The organism is Bacillus sp. CCB-MMP212, from assembly GCF_022748145.1.
Classification (GTDB): domain Bacteria; phylum Bacillota; class Bacilli; order Bacillales; family Bacillaceae_G; genus Bacillus_A; species Bacillus_A cereus.
In genome coordinates, this window is sequence record NZ_JALDQE010000022.1 from 20,416 (window position 1) to 41,611 (window position 21,196).

Consider the following 21,196-nt stretch of genomic DNA (forward strand, 5'->3'; position numbering starts at 1 on the left):
ATTAACGCTCTGTTTGTTTCGCTTCTTCCCATAAAACATCTAACTGTTCTAATGATAAATCTTCCATCTCTTTATTCATTTCAGCTACTTTTGCCTCCATGTATAAAAAACGACCAGTAAATTTCTCATTAGTTGAACGTAACGCCTCTTCTGGATCTATTTTATAATGACGGGCTATATTAACAAATGCAAATAGTAAATCACCAAACTCACCTAGCATCTTTTCCTCATCCATGTTTGTAACTTCTTGCTGGAACTCTTGCCATTCTTCCAAAGCTTTCTCTATCATCGGCTGCACATCAACCCAATCAAATCCAACCTTACCAGCTTTCTTCTGAATTTCAAAGGCGCGTAGTAACTGCGGCAAACTTTTAGGAACGCCATTTAAAACAGATTCTTTCACGAATCCTTTTTCTTGTTTTTTAATTTCTTCCCAATTGGCAATCACTTCATCAGCATTGTTTACATCCGTATTTCCAAATACATGTGGATGGCGACGAACCATTTTCTCAGATAGAGTTCGAATGATATCATCTATAGAGAACCAACCTTCATCTTCTCCGATTTGAGCATGAAGCATAACTTGTAATAATATATCACCTAATTCTTCTACTAAGTGATCATCATCCTCTTCATCAATTGCTTCCAACACCTCATAAGCTTCCTCAATTAAATATTTCTTTAATGATTGATGCGTTTGCTTTTTATCCCACGGACAACCATTTGGACCACGCAGGTCTGCAATAATTTCTCTAAGAACATCAAACTGTTGATACAAGGACGCACGCTCCTGAACAGGTGGCACGTACACACTTGTTAAATTATTCAATTCCGTTTCATGATCTAACATGTACAACGGTACCTTCTTTACTTGTTCAAATGAAGTTCCTGCAGCTGTTACGATATACACTTCATAATCATCTGGCAACATCTCCATTAATGTTAATTTCACATCAGATGCAACGAATGCATCATATACTTGGCAAAAGATTAAATGTTGACGTAATTCTAATTGCCCTCTTTCAAATGATGTAGCATCAAGTAATTGAAATCCTTCAATCGGGTCAATTTTTAGGCTTGCAAACATAGGATCAAGGAAACTTTGTCCACCCTCAATTCGCACTTCAACATTTGAAACGTCTCCTTTTTCCAACAATAGCTGAACTGTTCTTTCTGCTACAAGTGGATGTCCCGGAACCGCATAGATAATTTCTGTACCTTCAGCTTGTTCTAGCAATTTATTCGCAATTGTTTCATATACAATTTCAAACGTATCATGTGCTTCATATACAGCATCAAAAGCCGTATATTGTATGCCTTCTTTCTCTAATTCTTCTATAACCGGATGTTCCTTCGTTCTAACAAACAGATGGTCTGCTTCTTTTATTTTTCGATATACACCCATCGTTAGCTGATCTAATTCACCAGCACCTAAACCTAAAACAGTAATGATTCCACTCACAACCTGTCACCTCTATCCACTCTTCTTCAATGAACCTTCTTTTTTCTCTTGTTTCATAACAGTTCCTAATTCTTTTTTTGTAAATACACGTAATTTTAAAATAAAAAACATATATGTCAATCCGCCGATGGCTACACCTAACAACGCTTCAAGCGTCGCGCTCGCTCTATGTTCCGTATCAATTACTAATCCAGACATCTGCAACACACGCGTGAACATCATTAATACAAATCCCATACAGATACCACTAATTACTACACCTAACATATTTCGCTTATTGATAAGTGACCCTGATACAGCTCTCATAAGCAACAAACTATTTAGTCCAGAAATTATGATTAACGCACATAAAGTCGCTAAGGCTGCCCCTTTCACACCAAAATAAGGCATGAATATATAATTTAACGCTAACTTTAAGCAACCTCCAAATACAACAAATAATGCTGGCTTAAATGTTTGTCCCAACCCTTGTAAAATAGAAGCCGTCGTAATTGACAATGAACTAAATAAAATAGATAAAGATAAAATAGATAAAACATCTGATCCATCACTATTTTCAAACAACATAATATTCGTAGGTTGAATAATACAAGTTAGTCCAATAGCTGCTGCAAATCCAATAACAAATGTTATTTTCATTGCTAACTTTACCTTTTCTTGAATAAAGGAAAGATCTCCTCTTTCCTTCGCCGCTGTAATAATTGGAATAAGTGATAACGAGAAAGAAGTCGTCACAACAGTACCTAATTGCATTAGCGGAATACTTCTATCATAAACACCCTTTAATACTTTTGCACTTTCAGCCTGTTCTCCCGCACCAATAAGTAAAGTGTACAAGGACATTGAATCAGCCATCTGTATAAAAATAAGCACTAAATTACTAACACAAATCGCTAACCCCTGCCAAAAAAGGATTTTAATTATCTTCCTTTTACCCTTAATTCTCGCTACACGTTTAAAAAATATGGAACGAAAATCTCGACGCATATACAACATAAGTACAATAATCCCAATAAGTCCACCCGCAATTGAGCCTAACATAGCCCCTGCACCAACTGTATATAAATCAAATCCGTGAGCAATTAGGAATAGCGATAAAAATACAATAATAGAAACTCTAATTGTTTGTTCTATTACTTGCGAAACAGCCGTTGGCATCATATTATTGAACCCTTGAAAATACCCTCTTGCTACAGACAAAAACGGCATCAATAAGAACGAAAATGAAATAACACGTAGCAACTTATCTAAGTGCATATCGCCCATAGCTATCGCGATTGTTTCGGCCCCAAAAAACAATGTAAAGAAACCTATAAAACCAATTCCTAATAAAAACCAAAAAGATACACAAATAATTTCTTCTGCTTCTTTCTGTTTTCCCCACTCTAGTCGTTCTGCAACCATTTTTGAAATGATAACAGGAAACCCATAAGTAGCTAAAATTAAACAAAATCCATAAAACGGGTAAATTTGTTGGTAAATATAAAAACCAATATCCCCTGCTATATTTTGATATGGAATACGGTAAAAAGCGCTTAATACTTTTGTAACAAAACTTGCAATCGTTAATATAATAGCCCCACGCCAAAAGGCTTGATACTTCTTCGCTTCCATACAAGAAAACTCCTTTTTCTATTCTCACCTCTCGTATTATATCATAAAGAAAAGCACAAACTCCCTTACCACCACGGGTAATACTAGGTCCCTACACGTTAAAAATATTCAACGAAAAAAGGTAGCAAAGCGCTACCTTCATTCAATATACATATATCTCCAAATAATTGATTTCTCAAAAAGAAAGATCATAATTAGGAAAGATTGCTACTTCTAAAACCAATATACCCTTACTGTTCCATTTGTTTCGCTAAGAAACTGGCAGCAGTATTAACCGCTTTATGCTCGATTTCGCTTATAATAGCTTCTTTTGAAAAAATAATGACGGCTCCAATTGGGTCTCCGTTTGCAACAATCGGTCCAACTGTATAAGAATGAACCTTTTCTGTTACACCATCGATAATGGAAATATCACTTTCGTCCGTCATAATAACAGACTTTCTTTCTTCCATCGTTTTTTCGATTAGATCGCCAACACTTTTATTTAAGTATTCTTTTTTCGATACGCCTGATACTGCGATGATAGAATCTCGGTCACAGACAAGCACATTATGTCCTAAGCTGTCATATAAAGCCTCAGCATATTCCTTTGCAAAATCACCTAGTTCACTAATTGGAGAATACTTCTTTAAAATTACTTCTCCATCGCGATCAACAAATATTTCTAGTGGGTCTCCTTCTCGAATACGTAAAGTTCTACGAATTTCCTTTGGGATTACTACCCTGCCTAAATCATCAATTCGACGTACGATTCCAGTTGCTTTCATTCTAATGCTGCCTCACTTTCTACTGATGATCAAAGTGGTGAATTTACCTGTTCATGTAAAAATCACCAACTGTTAGACATAGTATTTTACACATTAGTTCTTCTATGCACGTCGAATTGTATTTTTTTATCTTATTTTAGGCATTTATTACTTCTTTTTTCACATCTGGTAAGCCTTTTAATAAATTTTCAGCAATTGTTAACCACTTCGATGTCTCTAAGCCATTTGTTTTCATAACAATTTTCAATTGTGATCCTTCCATTCCTAGACCGATCATACGCCCAAAACTATTTCCGAGCATGAATAATTTTCCACCATCAATATTTTGACTTGCTTGTTCAGAAAACAGGAATGTTACTTCAAATTTATTCTGCTTAATTAACTCAATTTGTTCTTTCATTGCCAACACTTTAATATTTGCAATTTGTAATAAATAACCAACTTCTTGTGGGTAATCACCGAATCTATCGATCATTTCTTCCTGCAATTCTTCAATATCCTCAATTGCAGAAACACCTCTAAATTGTTTATACATCATAATTTTTTGCTTACTATCTGAAATATAAGCATCTGGTAAGTATGCATCTACCTCTAAGTCAATTTCAACATTAACTGTATTTTCAGCCCCATCTGTTCCTCTTCGCTGTTCAATTGCATCTTTTAACATTTGAGAATACAGATCAAATCCGACAGAATCAATAAACCCATGCTGTTCTGCTCCTAACAAATTACCTGCTCCACGAATAGATAAATCTCTCATCGCAATTTTGAAACCAGATCCAAGTTCTGTGAACTCTTTAATTGCTTGCAGACGCTTCTCTGCAACTTCTGACAGCACTTTGTCACGTTTATAGGCAAAGTATGCATATGCAACACGATTAGAACGTCCAACACGCCCACGAAGCTGGTACAACTGTGATAACCCCATACGATCTGCATCAAATACAATTAACGTATTTACGTTCGGAATATCTACACCCGTCTCAATAATTGTTGTACTTACAAGAACATCATGCTGTCCTTCTAAAAATGATAGCATAACAGACTCTAATTCACTTTCGTTCATTTTCCCATGTGCGTACGTTACGCGAGCATCTGGAACTAACATCGAAATTTCATCTGCTTTTCTTTCAATATCCTCTACACGGTTATATAGGAAGTAAATTTGACCGCCTCTTGCAAGCTCTCGCTCTATCGCCTCTCGCATTAATGCTGGATTATACTCTACTACATACGTTTGGACTGGGAAACGATTTTCTGGCGGTGTCTCAATAACAGATAAGTCGCGCACACCAAGCATAGACATATGAAGCGTCCGCGGAATCGGAGTTGCCGTTAATGTTAATACGTCAACATTCGCCTTCAATTGTTTAATTTTTTCTTTATGCGTCACACCAAATCTTTGTTCTTCATCAATAATAAGAAGCCCTAAATCTTTATAAGTGACATCTTTAGATAAAATACGATGTGTTCCAATTACAATATCTATTGTGCCATCCTTTAAGCCCTTAATCGTTTCATTTTGTTGCTTTCTCGTACGGAATCTACTTAATAATCCTATATTGATTGGATAATCTTGAAAACGCTCTCGAATTGTTTCATAGTGTTGCTGCGCAAGAATCGTTGTCGGTACTAAAATCGCAACTTGTTTTTCATCCATAATTGCTTTAAATGCCGCACGAATAGCCACTTCCGTCTTTCCATACCCTACATCACCACAAAGGAGCCTATCCATCGGGCGTCCGCGTTCCATATCTTTTTTAATCTCGTCAATAGAACGTAACTGATCCTCTGTCTCTTGATATGGGAAAGATGATTCGAACTCTTGTTGTTCTGCCGTATCTGGCGTATATGCATAGCCTTTTGAAGCTTCGCGCTCAGCATATAGTTTAATTAGGTCATCCGCAATGTCTTGTACAGATTTTTCAACTTTCGTTTTAACCTTTTTCCAATCATTTCCGCCTAATTTGTAAACTTTCGGATCCTTACCTTCAGACCCTACATATTTTTGGACTTGATCAATTTGTTCAATTGGAACGTATAACTTATCATTACCTTGATATTTAATATTTAAATAATCTTTATGAACACCATTAATCTCTAATGTCTCAATACCTAAAAATTTACCTATACCATGATTTACGTGAACTACATAATCTCCAACTTTTAATTCCGAATAACTTTTAATACGTTCAGCATTCGATAACTTTTGTTTACGTTGTGATTTTTTAACTTTCTTATGAAAAAGCTCCTTTTCAGTAATGACAACAAGCTTTTGCATCGGCATTTCAAACCCTGCATGTAAATCACCTACAGCAATTTGTAGCCTTCCAGGCAATAAGATATCTGTGCCTTCTACAATATCTGCCTCAATATCATAATCACTTAAAATGTGTTGTAATTTCTTCACACGTTCATCATCTGTTCCAAGTACAACAGTCGTAAAATGCCCTTCATTCCATCTATCAATTTCTGTTTTTAACAAATTCATCTGTCCATGGAAATCTTGCATTGTTTTACATGTTACATTTACAATATTTTGCGGATGTGTGTGTGCGATATGACGCAAGAATAACGTTAAATATACAAAACTTCTTTTTTTATGATGAAGAAACCCCTCAAATGCGTGAGAGAAAGATAAATCTTGAATAATTGTTCCTTCACCAAGAAGTGATATATACCATTCCGCCTCTTCTGTTTCAAGATGTGATGCTGTTTCTTGAATACGGGAAATCTCATCTAAAATTACAACACCATCTTCTGGTAAATAATCTATCAGACTAGCAGGTTCTTTATAGAAAATAGATAAGTATTTAAACATCTGTTCTATACTTTGCCCGTTTTTCAACATCTCAATTTCATGACTTACCGTCTCAAGCACTGTAGTCTTTAGTTTATCATCAGAAAGTTTTTGCATCGTCTTAGTCAAACCTTCTTCAAGATGCTGAATTCCTGATTTTAATTCTTCCTGTGAAAATAAAAACTCTGTTGCCGGACCAAACCTAACGCTTTCTTTTTTACCTTGAGAACGCTGTTCATCCACATCAAATAATCGAATAGAATCGACTTCTGTATCAAAAAATTCAATACGAAATGGTAGTTCTTCAGTTAAAGGATAAATATCTAATATTCCCCCGCGTAAACTGAACTCCCCTGGAGCTTCTACCATCGACTTACGTTCATAGCCAATATGATGTAAAGTATGCAAGAGCGCATCTAAATCAATCTCTTGCCCTAGATTGATTTCAACTTGCTTTTGCTTCCACAATTCTTTTATTGGTAAAAATCTACGCAATCCTGCCACTGGCGCTACAATGATTCCATTCTCTCCCGCAGCCAAGCGATTTAACACTTCTATACGTTGCGCCTTCAATTCTGGACTTGCAACCCCAATTTCCGATGCTATCAGTTCATTCACTGGATATAGCCACACATCTTTTTCACCAAGTAACGCCACTAAATCTTCATGTACTTTTTGTGCTTGGTATAAGTTATGTGTAACGATTAATTGTGATTTTTTTGTTTTTTTATATAAAGCCGCCATTAATAATGAACGAGAAGACGTTGCCATCCCTGATATAAGTTGTTCTTTTAACCCATCTTCTAATCCATTAATAACCGATTGTATCTCTTCATTTTTATAAAATTGCTCTAATAAACCTATCATTTTTAAAACTCCTCTCAACATAAAGAGCAAGTCATTCTATTTTATGCAAATATTTTGGAAAAGGAAAACAGAAAAATGCTTTGGACATGCCAAAGCGACAACATTTTATTGCAGAAATTTTTCATACTCATAATACTCAGGATAAGATGCGAGCGTTTCTTGACACGATTCACAAATTGTTTTTATATATATATTTCCATTCTCATGAAAATGAATCATCTCTACTACTTCTTGCTCTGTTAGTTGAAATAAAACGTCGCTATATACTTTTTCTGCGTTAATGGAGCCTACATTACCTCCGCAGTGTCTGCAATAATAATACCCTTCCATACTAGCCTCCTAAAAATTCAATTACTACTAGTATGGGTAAAACAAAAGAGAAATATTCCCAATCTCATTTTTAACTATTGAAAGTATTCATGATTTGGAGAAAAGGCTTATTTAGCCACTCTTCACATGCATCCGCTGCTTTTTCAATAGAATGGTTAACATCCGGAATCTCTTCAGATGTAAAGCGTCCTAATACATAATCGACTACCTTCATTCCATTTTTCGGGCGATCGATTCCCATACGGATACGTTGAAATTCTTGTGTTCCTAGGTGCGAAATCGTTGACTTTACACCATTATGTCCACCAGCACTACCTTTCATGCGAAGACGCAATTTACCTACAGGAATGTCTAAATCGTCGTACATAACAACGAAGTCCTCAACATCAATTTTATAATAATCCATGAGTGGACGAATACTTTCCCCAGATAAATTCATATATGTTAGCGGCTTTAATAAGATTACCTTTTCTCCATTAACAAACCCTGCACCAAATACACCTTTAAATTTTTGTTCATTCAAAGAAATGTTCCAACGCTTCGCAAGTTCATCAATGGCCATAAATCCAATATTATGCCTTGTTAATTCATATTCTCTACCTGGGTTCCCAAGTCCTACTATCAATTTCATTCTTGTACCACTACTTTCTTTTTTCGATACGAAAAGACGTAACCAAAATTGGTTACGTCTCATTCTATCCAATTAATTGAATAATACACTCACAGATTCTTCTTCGTATACACGAATGATTGCTTCTCCAATTAATGGAGCAACTGAAAGTTCATGTACTTTGTCGATTTTCTTCTCTTCTGGTAATACGATAGAGTTCGTTACAACTAACTCTTTAATATTTGAATTTTGAATACGCTCAATTGCTGGGCCAGATAATACTGGGTGTGTACAGCAAGCATATACTTCAGAAGCACCGTTCTCAACAAGAGCGTTTGCTGCTAATGTAATTGTACCAGCTGTATCAATGATGTCATCAATTAAAATCGCTGTTTTTCCTTCAATATTACCGATAATGTTCATTACCTCTGATACGTTCGGGCGAGGACGACGCTTATCAATAATAGCGATTGGCGCTTTTAGACGATCTGCCATTTTTCTTGCACGAGTTACACCACCATGATCAGGAGACACGATTACAATATCTTTAAGACCTTTTGTTTCAAAGTAATCAGAAAGAATCGGTACACCCATTAAGTGGTCGATTGGGATATCAAAGAACCCTTGAATTTGTGGAGCATGTAAATCTAGAGTGATTACACGAGTTGCACCTGCTGTTTCAAGCAAGTTTGCTACAAGTTTCGATGTAATTGGTTCACGAGAACGCGCTTTACGGTCTTGACGCGCATAACCATAATAAGGAATAACAATATTAATTGTTTTCGCAGATGCACGTTTTAATGCATCGATCATAATAAGTAATTCCATGATATGTTCGTTTACTGGGAAGCTTGTAGATTGAATAATGAATACATCGCAACCACGGATACTTTCTTCAATGTTAATTTGAACTTCTCCATCACTAAAACGATCAACAGAACATTTTCCTAGTCCTACTCCAATATGCTTTGCAATCTGCTCAGCAAGTTCCTTATTAGAGTTTAAAGAGAATACTTTCAAATTAGAATTTAGATATTGAGTCGACATCTAGATTAACCCTCCACATTATGATTTTTTCTTATTCAGCAATTGATCAACATAGTCTTCTTTGTTAACTTGACGTGCACGTGCTACCGATAATGCTTTTGATGGAACATTCTCTGTAATTGTAGAGCCTGCTGCCACATAAGCACCATCTTCAACTGTTACTGGAGCAACAAGGTTTGAATTACATCCAATAAATACCCCATTACCAATCACAGTTTTGAATTTATTCTTACCGTCATAGTTCACCGTAATTGAACCACAACCAAGATTCACGTCTTCTCCAACTTGTGCATCCCCGATATAACTCAAGTGTGAAGCTTTACTTCTATTACCAAAGACAGTTTTTTTGATTTCCACGAAGTTTCCAACGCGTACTTCGTCTCCAATAACTGAATCTGGGCGAATGTGTGCAAATGGACCAATCGATACTTCTGTACCAAGTTTACTATCATGTACAGTAGATTGACGAATTGTCGTACGATCTCCAATTTCACTATCACGAATTACTGTATGCGGTCCAATTTCACAATCAGAACCAATTACAGTGTTCCCCTCAATAATTGTTCCTGGATGAAGAACTGTATCACTACCGATAATTGCATCAGCAGAAATATAAGTGTTACTTGGATCAATAATTGTAACACCATTTACCATGTTCTTTCGGTTGATACGGTTTTTCATAATAATTTCCGCTTGCGATAGAGCGACTCTGTCGTTAACACCTAACGTTTCATCGAACTGCTCTGTTTGATAAGCTGATACGATATGACCTTCATTTTTTAAAATCTCAATAACATCTGGAAGGTAATATTCACCTTGTACGTTATCATTTGAAACTTTAGAAAGTGAAGCAAATAAAGCCTTATTATCAAAACAATACGTACCTGTATTGATTTCTTTAATAGCTAATTCTTTCTCATTTGCATCTTTATGCTCAACAATCTTTTCAACATGACCATTCTCATTACGAACAATACGGCCATATCCAGCAGGTTCTTCTATGTACGCTGTTAGCACCGTCGCCATTGCTCCTGCTTCTTTATGTTGCTGAAGTAATGCTTCCATCGTTTCAGCAGTTATTAGCGGCGTATCCCCACAAATAACTAAAGTTGTTCCTTCTTCATTTGCAAGTACACTTGCAGCTTGATCTACAGCATGTGCTGTACCAAGTTGTTCTGCTTGTAATGCAAACTCACTTACGTTTCCTAGCTGTTCTTGTACCATTTCAGCACCATGCCCAACAACCGTTACAAGTTTCTGCAATCCTAATTGAGATACTTGATCGACTACGTGTTGTACCATAGGTTTTCCACATACAGGATGCAGCACTTTGTATAGCTTAGACTTCATACGTGTGCCTTTACCTGCAGCTAGAATCACTGCAAATCTGTTTGACATATAGACCCTCCATCGCAACCTATTTATCCATTAAAGATATTATCCTAAATCATCATATATTTCAAGAAACACATTTTAACTATTAAATTTTACCATAATTCTTATAAGATGTTTTACTCTTTAGTATCTTTTTTAAGAAATAAGCTATACTATTTAAAATGATTTTGAAAAAATTAGTAGTTTCTTCTTTTTATGTTAATGAATTATGAAATTTTCAAATATAAAGCAAAAAAAACAAACTCCTGTAAATGCTTACAGGAGTTTGCTACAAAATTATAAGGCTTTTCGTCAAAGCCCTTTTCATTCGAATTTTACGAAGCACCTGCTTCTTCAAACTCAACCTCTTCTAACTCGCCTAAACGATGATACTCTGTTAAAACCGCATCTTGAATTTTAGAGCGTGTACCAGAATTAATCGGATGTGCAATGTCACGGAACTCTCCATCTGGAGTACGTTTACTTGGCATTGCTACAAATAATCCATTATTACCATCAATTACACGAATATCATGAACAACAAATTCATGGTCCAAAGTAATAGAGGCAATTGCTCTCATGCGGCCTTCTGTGTTTACGCGGCGTAATCTTACGTCAGTCACTTCCATCTTGTGTTCACCACCCTTTTCTAAATAAGCGATATATTTGTATAAATTCCACAAATTTTCTATTTTCCCTTTAATTTTTTAAAAATTTTTAAGATAAAAATTTTTAATGTAGTTGAATATAGAGATTAGTGGAGGTTATCGCTTACAAAAGGTTACTTAACTAGGGCGATTACTTCAATTTCAACGGAAACATCTTTCGGTAATTTTGCTACTTGCACACAAGATCGAGCTGGTTTATGAGTAGAGAAATAAGAGCTATATACTTCGTTCACAGCATTAAAATCATCCATGTCCTTTAAAAATACTGTTGTTTTTACGACTGTATCAAATGAAGCACCCGCTTCCTCTAATACCGCTTGTAAATTTTGAAATACTTGTTCTGTTTGTACTGTTACATCTCCTGTTACAAGCTCCCCATTTTCCGTTAATGGAATTTGTCCTGAGCTATAAAACATATTATTTACAATAATCCCTTGTGAGTAAGGTCCAATCGCTTGTGGTGCCTTGCTTGTTTGAACAACTTTCATACTTTTCACCCTTTTATTATTTATTTTACTCTTTAAAAATAGTGTACGAAAGGCAGTTTGTCCATCTATTTTATAATCTATAAATAAAATAAAAAAAGATAGAGCTATCTGCTCTACCTTTTATTCAGCCTCTACAAGCCCTTCATCAAATGGTGCAAGAGAATAATTCCCTTTTTCCACTTGAATCGTTTTTTCTTTCACATCAACTTCCGATAGACGAATTAATGATACAAAATTATTAATTAGTCGTTCTTCAATATCTGTGGATTCTACTAATACACCAATACCAACAACATTAGCCTTGAACTCTTCTAACATACTCATCATACCTTGAATCGTTCCGCCAGCTTTCATGAAGTCATCAATAATTAAAACATTCGATCCTTCTGGAAGGCTGCGTTTTGCTAACGTCATTGTTTGAATTCGTTTAGAAGAACCCGACACATAGTTAATACTAACAGTCGGACCTTCTGTTACCTTATTATCTTTCCTTGCAATTACAACTGGTACATCTAAGTAATTTGCCACTGCATAAGCAAGTGGAATCCCTTTCGTTGCCACTGTCATAACCGCATCAATTGATTGCCTAGCAAAAACAGAAGCAAACAAACGACCTGCGCCATTAATATGGCGAGGATTACTTAATAAATCTGTCATGTATAAGTAACCGCCAGGCAAAATACGATCTGGATTTTCAAATAAGCCACAAAGCTCATCAATAATTAGATCTGCCTCTTCTTCACTTATATACGGTATATATTTCACTCCTCCTGCTGCTCCTGGTATCGTTTGCAATGTGCCGACCCCTTGTTGTTCAAACGTTTGCTTAATAATAACTAAATCCTCACTAATGGAAGACTTAGCCGATTGATACCTTTCAGCAAAAAAAGTGAGAGATACTAGCTGACGAGGGTTTTGTAGCAAGTAATAAGTCATATCGACTAATCTTGTACTTCTTCTAATTTTCATACTCTCACCTCAAATCACGAATATTCTAAACAAATCATAACGTATTATACGTCTTTATTCAAGCGTTTCTCGCTCTCCTAATAAACGTACCGCATAGACCTGTTCACAAAATCCTTTTAATCCGTTATAAATGCGATGCATTCGAGAATCATGGTGTACAAGTCCAAATACAGTTGGACCACTTCCACTCATCAATACAGCATCCGCTCCGAATCGCTTCATCTGTGATTTAATACGTGCAACTTCAGGATGCATTCCAAATGTTACATCTTCTAAAACGTTACCAACAGTATCACAAATCCCTTTATAATCTCCAGAATTTATGACATCAACCATTTTATCTACATTTGGATGTGTAACTCGATTTAACTTTAAATTTCCATACACATCAGCAGTAGATACACCTATATGTGGTTTCGCTAAAATAACCCAACAAGAAGGCGGAGTCTTTATATGCTCAATTTTCTCTCCTCTTCCAGTGGCAATTGCTGTGCCGCCATATACACAGAAAGATACATCTGATCCAATTTCTGCGCCAAGCTCTGCTAACTCATCAATTGTAAGCCCTAAATTCCATAATTTATTAAGACCACGTAATGTCGCTGCTGCATCACTACTTCCACCTGCTAATCCAGCTGCTACTGGAATCGTTTTTTCAATAGTAATAGATACACCTTTTTTTACATTAAACTTCTCTTTTAATAATTTCGCTGCCTGATAAGCTAAATTTCGTTGGTCGTCTGGGACATACCGATTATGGGATAAAATTTCAATACGGTCTTCTGCTAATTCCGTTAGTTCTAGACGATCTGCTAAATCAATGGTTGTCATAATCATTTTCACTTCATGATATCCGTCTTGTCTTTTTCCCAGTACATCTAACGACAGATTAATCTTTGCTGGTGCTTTCACTAGTAGCTTCAATCTATTCACCCACTCTATGTACTCAATCTTTTATCGTTTATTTTACCATAAATTTATAGTAAGACGATGACACTTCCCTAATTATAACGAAAAGCATTCAGAATGAAACTACTTATGTAAAATGATGGCACCTTTTAGAGTACAAAAAGCCGAGGAATGTCTCCTCGGCTACCGTAGCATAGAAAGTATCTTACAACTACTGGTTTCGTTTCATTAATTGCTGTTCTGCAATTTCTATAGCACGTTTCACCATGTTACCAGCATCTTTCGCACGAATTCCGCCCCATCCTTCTTTCTGAACAACATCATAAAAGCCAAGCTCTTTTGCTAGCTCTTCTTTAAATTGGTTTGACATGACACCTCTTCGTCTACTCAATGCAGAGTCCCTCCTTATTTTGCTACGGTATAGTTAGTATGCAAAATAATATAGCTTTTCATTTATGGGAATATATGTAATGATATACGGATTATAAAATGACCTCATCATGAGGGTCTCCATAAAATGTTAACTCTACTGTCTCTGTTAAAACATCTGCATAACTATAAGATACACGTTGCAACGCATCTTCTTGTTGATCCAATTGTACAACAAAAACAGAACGGTATGTTTCTGCTAGTACACCTGATTGCTCCACAGTTTTTCTTCTTCCACTATTTGCTTTTAACATAAGTCGCTGTCCAAGATGGTGATCTAATTCGCTTTTAATTTCATCTAAACGTTTTGACATATACTTCGCTACACCTCGCTGTAATTTAGATTGAACACTTAAAACACGATATATCTATCCTAATTATTAACCTCGATTCACAGCTAATATCATCTTGCGTTTGAATAGATAGAAGAAATACTATATTGTAAAAGTATCATTACGTAGTCTGTACGTTCTTGTCTCTTTTTATCCAAATTCATTTAAATCCTTCCATACAAAAAAGCAAGATACATATGTACCCTGCTTACTCTTCGTAATGTTGAAAAGGTAATCCCGTTCGTAAAATCCCTCTCGTTTCAATTCCACCTAGTCCCTTTTCACCAGTAATTGTATTACGTACGACATCCCATACATTGACTCTCTCCATAAATGAAGTAAAACTAATTTTACCAACTACATATACAGGATCTAGTGCATGAATATTAATTCTAGATGGTGAACTAGCGAAATTGGCCCCTGCACGAATTAGTGCCTCAAAGTGCGATTGACATGCCCCAGCAAAAATAACAAGTTGATCCAATGATGGATATTTTTTTCGCACTTCTCGAACAGCCTGTACAAAATGCCTTGAATGCCTGTATGCCGCTAAATCTCCCTTCACTCCTTTCGATTTTGTATATGCATCATGCCCCGTAATAACGAGAATGTCTGGGCGAAAGTGATCTATTAAGTCTACTACTTTTTCATGCATCTCCGTTTCTTTACAATGAATACCTTGTACAGGAACGCCAATTTTGTTATATAAGTCTAAGCACTTGCGCAAATATAAAGGATCTCCATCTATATGCAATACACGTCCCGGCATTTGAAAATAATTCACCTCACTTGTGTATCCACCAGTTGAAGTATGTTCATGCCTTTGTTTCATTAACACATAATCTTGTTGAAACAAACGATACGTGCGCTCCATTGTTTCTTTCTCACGCTTCACCCTTTTTTTATGTTCTCGTTGATCTATACTAATTAAATCTTCAAGTGGCGCATCCGCCACCAGTCTAATTTCCTCTCCAAACAATATAGCTATCTCGCCTTTTATTTCTATAATACGAAAAAGAATATCCCTCTTATGAGAATATCGTTCCACTAATTCTCCAACATGTAAAGCCATTCTCCTACCTCCAAACTCATTAGGCCATCTTACCTGTTTTTAAAATATGAATTTAGAGGGAGAAAGGTGACAAAAGGGACAGTTCAAGTTGAACTGTCCCTTTCATATTCTTATGATAATTTATGAAGAACCAATGCATTACTTAATGTTGCAAACTCTTCAATAGATAGCGTTTCGCCTCTTCGCTTTGGATCAATTCCTACTTCTGTTAAAATTCGATCCAATAATTCCTTATCTTTCGGGAAACCATTTAAATTATTTGATAAATTATTCATCAAAGTTTTACGGCGCTGTGCGAAACTTGCTCGTACTACTTCAAAGAAGAATGTTTCATCTGTCACCTCTACAACCGGTTTCGGACGCTTTAGAAGGCGAATAATTGCAGAATCAACATTTGGCTGTGGTACAAACACTGTACGCGGTACAGTCATAACTGTTTCAACTTCTGTATAATACTGAATAGCAATCGATAAAGAACCATACTCTTTCGTTCCAGGTTTAGCAGCTAAACGATCTCCAACTTCTTTTTGCATCATAACAACAAATCCACGAACTGGTAACTTTTCTTCAAGCAATTTAAATAAAATTGGCGTTGTAATATAGTATGGCAAGTTAGCTACTACCATTACATCTTGCCCTTCTTCAAATTGCTCATTAAATACTTCATGTACATCCGCTTTTAGTACGTCTTTATTAATAACTGTAACGTTACCATATGGTGCTAACGTCTCATCTAAAATTGGTAATAGTCTTTGATCAATTTCAAAAGCCACTACTTTTTTAGCACGCTTCGCTAATTGCTCTGTTAATGCACCGATACCTGGTCCAATTTCAATTGCACCACTTTCTGAACCAATTTCTGCATGATCGACAATACGATTTAATACATTTGTATCAATTAAAAAGTTTTGTCCTAAACTTTTTTTGAATGAAAATCCATACTTTTCAACAATGTCTTTTGTACGATTTGGCGTTGCGATATCCTTCATTTTTTTTCCTCCTGTATTACTTGCTTATAAGCTTCTCCAAATGATTCCTTTGAAACTTGAAACATCTGTAATCGTTTATGTAACTGTTTTGCATTTGTATAACCAATCTTTAATAGCTTACCCATTCTTTCTCTGCGGCTCTTTGCCATTTCTCCGCCCACTAAGCCTGCATCGACTAAATCACTCCAACTAATTTCACTTGTATAAGCTTCCATTTCTTCATGTATATTCTCTAGAGCACGGCGAATCGACTCATTAGAAGCATGTTCGATCCCAACTCCCTTTTTCCTTTTAGCAAGCGCTTCTTCCTTCGGTAAAAAGGCATGCTTACAGCCGGGAACCTTGTCAGAAATAATTTTTCGAATACGCTCTCCAGGATAATCTGGATCTGTGAAAATAATAACGCCCCTTTTTTGCTGCGCTAATTTAACTTGCTCAATAACATGATCACCGATTGCTGAACCGTTCGTTTCAATTGTATCCGCATCAACAGCACGCTTAATCGCAACTGTATCATCTTTACCTTCTACAACGATAATCTCTTTTATTTTCATGCTTGCCTCCACACTCGTTTCGTCTCTACTTAGTAAAACAAAAAAATGACGACTTTTCCATTATTATTTTCCTCATTCTTATATTTTAAAAAATAGAATAGAAAAATCTTTGTTCTCTGTCCTTATTGTAACACTTCATCATTCACATTTATTTTCTTCATCACTTCTACTAGTGTTTTTTCAAAATAAAAAAGAACAGGTTTCCCCATTCTTTTTTATTCAACACCAAATAAAGCTTTTGCATTTTTGGTTGTCATTTCTGCTACTTCTTCATAAGAAACACCTTTTAAATTCGCAATTTCTTCTGCTACGAGTTTTACATAACTCGGTTCATTTCGTTTCCCTCGAAATGGATGCGGCGTTAGATATGGACAATCCGTCTCTATTAACAATTTCTCTAATGGAATCTCCGTAGCAACCTCTTTCGGCTTTTTAGCGTTTTTAAATGTAACTGGTCCGCCTAACGAAATTAGAAAGTTCATATCAACACATCGCTCTGCTACTTCTACGCTGCCGCTAAAACAATGCATAATGCCTCCTACTTCAGCTGCATTCTCTTCTTCTAGAATATCAACAATATCTTGAGTTGCATCGCGATTATGTATAATAATCGGCAATTTCACTTTTTTCGCTAATGCAATTTGTTTACGAAATACTTCTTTCTGTATTTCTTTTGGAGACTTATCCCAATGATAATCTAAACCCATTTCTCCAAGTGCAACGACTTTAGGATGAGAAGCAAGTTCTTCTAACCAAGCTAAATGTTCTTCTGTCATGTCAATTGCATCAACTGGATGCCATCCAACCGCAGCGTAAATAAAATCATAAGCTTCAGCTAATTCCATCGCCTTTTTTATCGTTACTTCATCAAAACCAACAACAACTGTATAAGTAACTCCCGCTTCTTTCATTCGGGCAATAACTTCTTGCAAATCTTCTTCAAATTGCTCTGCATTCAAATGCGAATGTGTATCAAACAACATAATACATAACTCCTTTTATATTGAAATCCAGTTTATTCTACAAAAATAAGTTCTTTAATAACTTAACGATAACAATACTACAATCTTAATGCAAAAATAGAGAATGTAAAAAGAAAAAAGACGCTTCACACATGTTACACGTGAAACATCTCTTTTCTTGTCTTAATTACTTGATTTTTGTACCATTTGGTAGATTTTGGTCAATTGATGCTAATGACAATACGCCATTCTCTTCACCCGCTAAAATCATACCTTGCGATAATTCACCGCGTAATTTTACAGGTTTTAAGTTTGTTACACAAATAACCTTTTTACCTTTTAGGTCTTCTGGCGAATAGAATTTTGCAATTCCAGAAACAACTTGACGCTTTTCTGTGCCTAAGTCTAGTTGAATTTTTAACAGCTTGTCTGCTTTTTTCACAGGTTCAGCAGATAGTACTTCAGCTACGCGTAATTCTACTTTAAAGAAATCATCAATTGTAATTTCTTCTGCCTTCGGCTCTTCTTCTTTTTTCTCTTCTACTTTAGGGGCAGAGCTTTTCATTTGTTCTTTAATGTACTCTACTTCCACTTCTATTTCTAAACGAGGGAAAATCGGGTTTCCTTTTTCTACTTTTGTTCCAGCTGGAATACAGCCAATTGTAGATAGACTTTCCCAAGATTTATGAGCCTCATCAGTAAGGCCAAGCTGAGCAAACATCTTGCTTGGTGCTACTGTTAAGAATGGCATAAGCATAATACCTGTTTGACGAAGTACTTCTGCTAAATGAGCCATTACGGAAGCTAACTTTTCACGATCATTCTCATCTTTTGCTAATACCCATGGTTGTGTTTCATCAATATATTTATTCGTACGACTAACCAATTGCCAAATAGATCCTAACGCTACAGAGAACTCCATATTCTCCATTGCTTCTTCTACTTTTTTCAAAGTATCTTGTGCAAACGCTACTAACGTTTCATCAAATTCTGTTACATTTGCTTTAAATGCAGGGATTTCTCCGTTAAAGTACTTATCAATCATAGCTACTGTACGATTTAATAAATTACCTAAGTCATTTGCTAAGTCGAAATTAATACGCTCCACAAATCCTTCTGGTGTAAATACGCCATCAGATCCAAATGGAACTTCACGAAGTAAGTAATAACGTAATGCATCCAATCCATAACGATCGATTAATGTAACTGGATCTACTACGTTTCCTTTTGACTTACTCATCTTTCCATCCTTCATTAAAATCCAGCCATGAGCAAAGACTTTCTTTGGAAGAGGTAAATCTAATGCCATTAAAATTATCGGCCAATAAATTGTATGGAAACGAACGATTTCTTTCCCAACTAAATGCACATCTGCAGGCCAGAATTTTTTATATTTCTCTTCATTTGCTGTTCCATAACCTAACGCCGTAATATAGTTAGATAATGCGTCAACCCATACGTAAATAACGTGTTTTGGGTTACCAGGAACACGAACTCCCCAGTCAAATGAAGTACGAGAAACTGCTAAATCTTCTAATCCTGGTTTAATAAAATTATTAATCATTTCATTTTTACGAGACTCCGGCTGAATGAAATGTGGATTATCTTCATAGAACTTTAATAGTCTGTCGACATATTTACCCATTCTAAAGAAATAAGATTCTTCACGAACAAGTTCTACATCATGACCACTATCTGGGCTTTTCCCTCCAACTACTTTGTCACCTTCCATAATTGGATCTACTAATTGATGCTCTGTATAGAACGTCTCATCTTGTACAGAATACCAACCTTCATATTCATCAAGATAAATGTCACCTTGATCTACTAATTGCTTAAAGATTTTTTCGACAACATCTTTATGACGATCTTCAGTTGTACGAATAAAATCATCATAAGAAATATCCATCTTCTCCCAAAGCTCTTTAATTCCTGCAACAATATTATCAACATATGCCTGTGGCGTAATATTTAACTCTTCTGCTTTCTTTTGGATCTTCTGTCCATGCTCATCAGTTCCTGTTAAATAATGCACATTATATCCTTGCATACGCTTATATCGTGCCATCGCATCTCCTGCTACTGTCGTATAAGCATGTCCAATGTGTAATTTTCCACTTGGATAATAAATTGGGGTAGTAATATAAAAGGACTTATTTTCCTCTGTCATTGTTTTGGACCTCCCGAATAACCTCATATGTATTTATAAACAGTATATCAAAAACTCATATATAAAGTGAAACTTTAATCAGTGGGGTTTTTCTTCATCCCCACTGATTATTAGCCCACATCAATCGGGCTTTTACGAGCAGCCCGAACCTCACTTATCTTCTTTAAGCCAACCTAATTTTGAATTCTGGGTCTTAATGCTCGATATCTTTATCATCTATTGCTCATATTTCAAAAAAATATACAATCTTCACTTGAAATTTGTTATTTTTTTCTGAAAATATTGTAAATAATTGTGGAATTTCCTCTCAATCTATTATATATAAGAAATAAGAAATCTATAAATCTTTTTAAAAAATATAGAATTTAAGAATTGACGGAAATGTAAATGATTGGTATCATATGTCCATAGGGTATTTTGTCGAAAAATGACGAATCTAAAAATAGACTCGAAACTTATAAACTATTTATTTAGGAGGAAAAAAATTATGAAATCTACTGGTATTGTTCGTAAAGTTGATGAATTAGGTCGTGTAGTAATTCCAATCGAATTACGCCGTACTTTAGGTATTGCAGAAAAGGACGCTCTTGAAATCTATGTTGATGACGAAAAAATCATCTTAAAGAAATATAAACCAAACATGACTTGCCAAGTAACTGGTGAAGTATCTGACGGTAACCTTTCTTTAGCTGAAGGTAAAATCATCTTAAGCAAAGAAGGCGCTGAGCAAATCTTAAACGAACTTCAAGATTATATCGAAACAGCAAAATAAGCTTCTCAATT

20 protein-coding genes are annotated in these 21,196 nt (G+C 35.6%); 1 reads left to right on the forward strand and 19 read right to left on the reverse strand.

The features are described from left to right. Position 1 precedes the first annotated feature (1 nt). The 19 genes from yabN to metG all read right to left on the reverse strand — a co-directional run bounded on the left by yabN (position 2) and on the right by metG (position 20,413). Positions 2-1,462: a bifunctional methyltransferase/pyrophosphohydrolase YabN gene (yabN, locus tag MRP26_RS29850; RefSeq protein ID WP_000014278.1), complete on the reverse strand. Its 1,461-nt coding sequence runs from the start codon at positions 1,460-1,462 to the stop codon at positions 2-4. Positions 1,463-1,474: 12 nt separating this feature from the next. Then, entirely contained in the window at positions 1,475-3,076 is a 1,602-nt protein-coding gene (locus tag MRP26_RS29855; RefSeq protein ID WP_000387594.1) for a putative polysaccharide biosynthesis protein, read from the reverse strand. 230 nt (positions 3,077-3,306) lie between these two features. Beyond that, on the reverse strand, positions 3,307-3,843 hold the full coding sequence (gene spoVT, locus MRP26_RS29860; RefSeq protein ID WP_000648306.1) for a stage V sporulation protein T: 537 nt from the start codon (positions 3,841-3,843) through the stop codon (positions 3,307-3,309). 136 nt (positions 3,844-3,979) lie between these two features. Continuing rightward, on the reverse strand, positions 3,980-7,510 hold the full coding sequence (gene mfd, locus MRP26_RS29865; RefSeq protein ID WP_000579684.1) for a transcription-repair coupling factor: 3,531 nt from the start codon (positions 7,508-7,510) through the stop codon (positions 3,980-3,982). Positions 7,511-7,615: 105 nt separating this feature from the next. Next, positions 7,616-7,840, reverse strand: a complete 225-nt coding sequence (locus MRP26_RS29870) for an anti-sigma-F factor Fin family protein (protein ID WP_000399438.1) — start codon at positions 7,838-7,840, stop codon at positions 7,616-7,618. Between the two features lie 70 nt (positions 7,841-7,910). Further along, complete coding sequence (pth, locus tag MRP26_RS29875; RefSeq protein ID WP_000767702.1) at positions 7,911-8,471, reverse strand: aminoacyl-tRNA hydrolase; 561 nt, start codon at positions 8,469-8,471, stop codon at positions 7,911-7,913. 72 nt (positions 8,472-8,543) lie between these two features. Next, complete coding sequence (locus MRP26_RS29880) at positions 8,544-9,497, reverse strand: ribose-phosphate diphosphokinase (protein ID WP_000107420.1); 954 nt, start codon at positions 9,495-9,497, stop codon at positions 8,544-8,546. A gap of 18 nt (positions 9,498-9,515) precedes the next feature. Beyond that, a complete protein-coding gene (gene glmU / locus MRP26_RS29885) occupies positions 9,516-10,895 on the reverse strand; it encodes a bifunctional UDP-N-acetylglucosamine diphosphorylase/glucosamine-1-phosphate N-acetyltransferase GlmU (RefSeq protein WP_053563253.1) in 1,380 nt (459 codons plus the stop codon). 311 nt (positions 10,896-11,206) lie between these two features. Further along, a complete protein-coding gene (gene spoVG / locus MRP26_RS29890) occupies positions 11,207-11,500 on the reverse strand; it encodes a septation regulator SpoVG (protein ID WP_000454041.1) in 294 nt (97 codons plus the stop codon). Between the two features lie 152 nt (positions 11,501-11,652). Next, positions 11,653-12,027, reverse strand: a complete 375-nt coding sequence (locus MRP26_RS29895; protein WP_000869823.1) for a RidA family protein — start codon at positions 12,025-12,027, stop codon at positions 11,653-11,655. Between the two features lie 120 nt (positions 12,028-12,147). Further along, positions 12,148-12,996, reverse strand: coding sequence for a pur operon repressor (purR, locus tag MRP26_RS29900; protein WP_000702467.1), 849 nt, complete (start codon positions 12,994-12,996; stop codon positions 12,148-12,150). Between the two features lie 54 nt (positions 12,997-13,050). Then, on the reverse strand, positions 13,051-13,920 hold the full coding sequence (ispE, locus tag MRP26_RS29905; RefSeq protein ID WP_000772104.1) for a 4-(cytidine 5'-diphospho)-2-C-methyl-D-erythritol kinase: 870 nt from the start codon (positions 13,918-13,920) through the stop codon (positions 13,051-13,053). A gap of 196 nt (positions 13,921-14,116) precedes the next feature. Further along, positions 14,117-14,296 carry an acid-soluble spore protein SspF gene (sspF, locus tag MRP26_RS29910; RefSeq protein WP_002094215.1) on the reverse strand — a complete coding sequence of 60 codons (180 nt, stop codon included), beginning with the start codon at positions 14,294-14,296 and terminating at the stop codon, positions 14,117-14,119. Positions 14,297-14,387: 91 nt separating this feature from the next. After that, complete coding sequence (veg, locus tag MRP26_RS29915; RefSeq protein ID WP_000044346.1) at positions 14,388-14,648, reverse strand: biofilm formation stimulator Veg; 261 nt, start codon at positions 14,646-14,648, stop codon at positions 14,388-14,390. Positions 14,649-14,874: 226 nt separating this feature from the next. Continuing rightward, the gene (gene yabG / locus MRP26_RS29920) at positions 14,875-15,738 is read right to left on the reverse strand and encodes a sporulation peptidase YabG (protein ID WP_001173734.1); all 864 of its coding nucleotides are present in this window, start codon (positions 15,736-15,738) and stop codon (positions 14,875-14,877) included. Between the two features lie 110 nt (positions 15,739-15,848). Then, on the reverse strand, positions 15,849-16,727 hold the full coding sequence (gene rsmA, locus MRP26_RS29925) for a 16S rRNA (adenine(1518)-N(6)/adenine(1519)-N(6))-dimethyltransferase RsmA (protein ID WP_000651548.1): 879 nt from the start codon (positions 16,725-16,727) through the stop codon (positions 15,849-15,851). Further along, on the reverse strand, positions 16,724-17,281 hold the full coding sequence (rnmV, locus tag MRP26_RS29930) for a ribonuclease M5 (protein ID WP_000692837.1): 558 nt from the start codon (positions 17,279-17,281) through the stop codon (positions 16,724-16,726). Before rnmV ends, rsmA begins: the two co-directional genes overlap by 4 nt. Before the next feature lie 215 nt (positions 17,282-17,496). Beyond that, on the reverse strand, positions 17,497-18,264 hold the full coding sequence (locus MRP26_RS29935) for a TatD family hydrolase (protein WP_000895840.1): 768 nt from the start codon (positions 18,262-18,264) through the stop codon (positions 17,497-17,499). Between the two features lie 166 nt (positions 18,265-18,430). Then, positions 18,431-20,413, reverse strand: a complete 1,983-nt coding sequence (metG, locus tag MRP26_RS29940; RefSeq protein ID WP_000134131.1) for a methionine--tRNA ligase — start codon at positions 20,411-20,413, stop codon at positions 18,431-18,433. 487 nt (positions 20,414-20,900) lie between these two features. On the opposite strand from metG, the gene MRP26_RS29945 reads away from it, so the two are divergent. Further along, positions 20,901-21,185 carry an AbrB/MazE/SpoVT family DNA-binding domain-containing protein gene (locus tag MRP26_RS29945; RefSeq protein WP_000843036.1) on the forward strand — a complete coding sequence of 95 codons (285 nt, stop codon included), beginning with the start codon at positions 20,901-20,903 and terminating at the stop codon, positions 21,183-21,185. Positions 21,186-21,196: the final 11 nt, after the last annotated feature.

Coding starts and splice junctions, on each gene's coding strand:
- MRP26_RS29855 (WP_000387594.1), bottom strand. CDS start 3,076: ATGGAAGCGAAGAAGTATCAAGCCTTTTGGCGTGGGGCTATTATATTA.
- spoVT (WP_000648306.1), bottom strand. CDS start 3,843: ATGAAAGCAACTGGAATCGTACGTCGAATTGATGATTTAGGCAGGGTA.
- mfd (WP_000579684.1), bottom strand. CDS start 7,510: ATGATAGGTTTATTAGAGCAATTTTATAAAAATGAAGAGATACAATCG.
- MRP26_RS29870 (WP_000399438.1), bottom strand. CDS start 7,840: ATGGAAGGGTATTATTATTGCAGACACTGCGGAGGTAATGTAGGCTCC.
- pth (WP_000767702.1), bottom strand. CDS start 8,471: ATGAAATTGATAGTAGGACTTGGGAACCCAGGTAGAGAATATGAATTA.
- MRP26_RS29880 (WP_000107420.1), bottom strand. CDS start 9,497: ATGTCGACTCAATATCTAAATTCTAATTTGAAAGTATTCTCTTTAAAC.
- glmU (WP_053563253.1), bottom strand. CDS start 10,895: ATGTCAAACAGATTTGCAGTGATTCTAGCTGCAGGTAAAGGCACACGT.
- spoVG (WP_000454041.1), bottom strand. CDS start 11,500: ATGGAAGTGACTGACGTAAGATTACGCCGCGTAAACACAGAAGGCCGC.
- MRP26_RS29895 (WP_000869823.1), bottom strand. CDS start 12,027: ATGAAAGTTGTTCAAACAAGCAAGGCACCACAAGCGATTGGACCTTAC.
- purR (WP_000702467.1), bottom strand. CDS start 12,996: ATGAAAATTAGAAGAAGTACAAGATTAGTCGATATGACTTATTACTTG.
- veg (WP_000044346.1), bottom strand. CDS start 14,648: ATGTCAAAACGTTTAGATGAAATTAAAAGCGAATTAGATCACCATCTT.
- yabG (WP_001173734.1), bottom strand. CDS start 15,738: ATGGCTTTACATGTTGGAGAATTAGTGGAACGATATTCTCATAAGAGG.
- rsmA (WP_000651548.1), bottom strand. CDS start 16,727: ATGAAGGATATCGCAACGCCAAATCGTACAAAAGACATTGTTGAAAAG.
- rnmV (WP_000692837.1), bottom strand. CDS start 17,281: ATGAAAATAAAAGAGATTATCGTTGTAGAAGGTAAAGATGATACAGTT.
- MRP26_RS29935 (WP_000895840.1), bottom strand. CDS start 18,264: ATGTTGTTTGATACACATTCGCATTTGAATGCAGAGCAATTTGAAGAA.
- metG (WP_000134131.1), bottom strand. CDS start 20,413: ATGACAGAGGAAAATAAGTCCTTTTATATTACTACCCCAATTTATTAT.
- MRP26_RS29945 (WP_000843036.1), top strand. CDS start 20,901: ATGAAATCTACTGGTATTGTTCGTAAAGTTGATGAATTAGGTCGTGTA.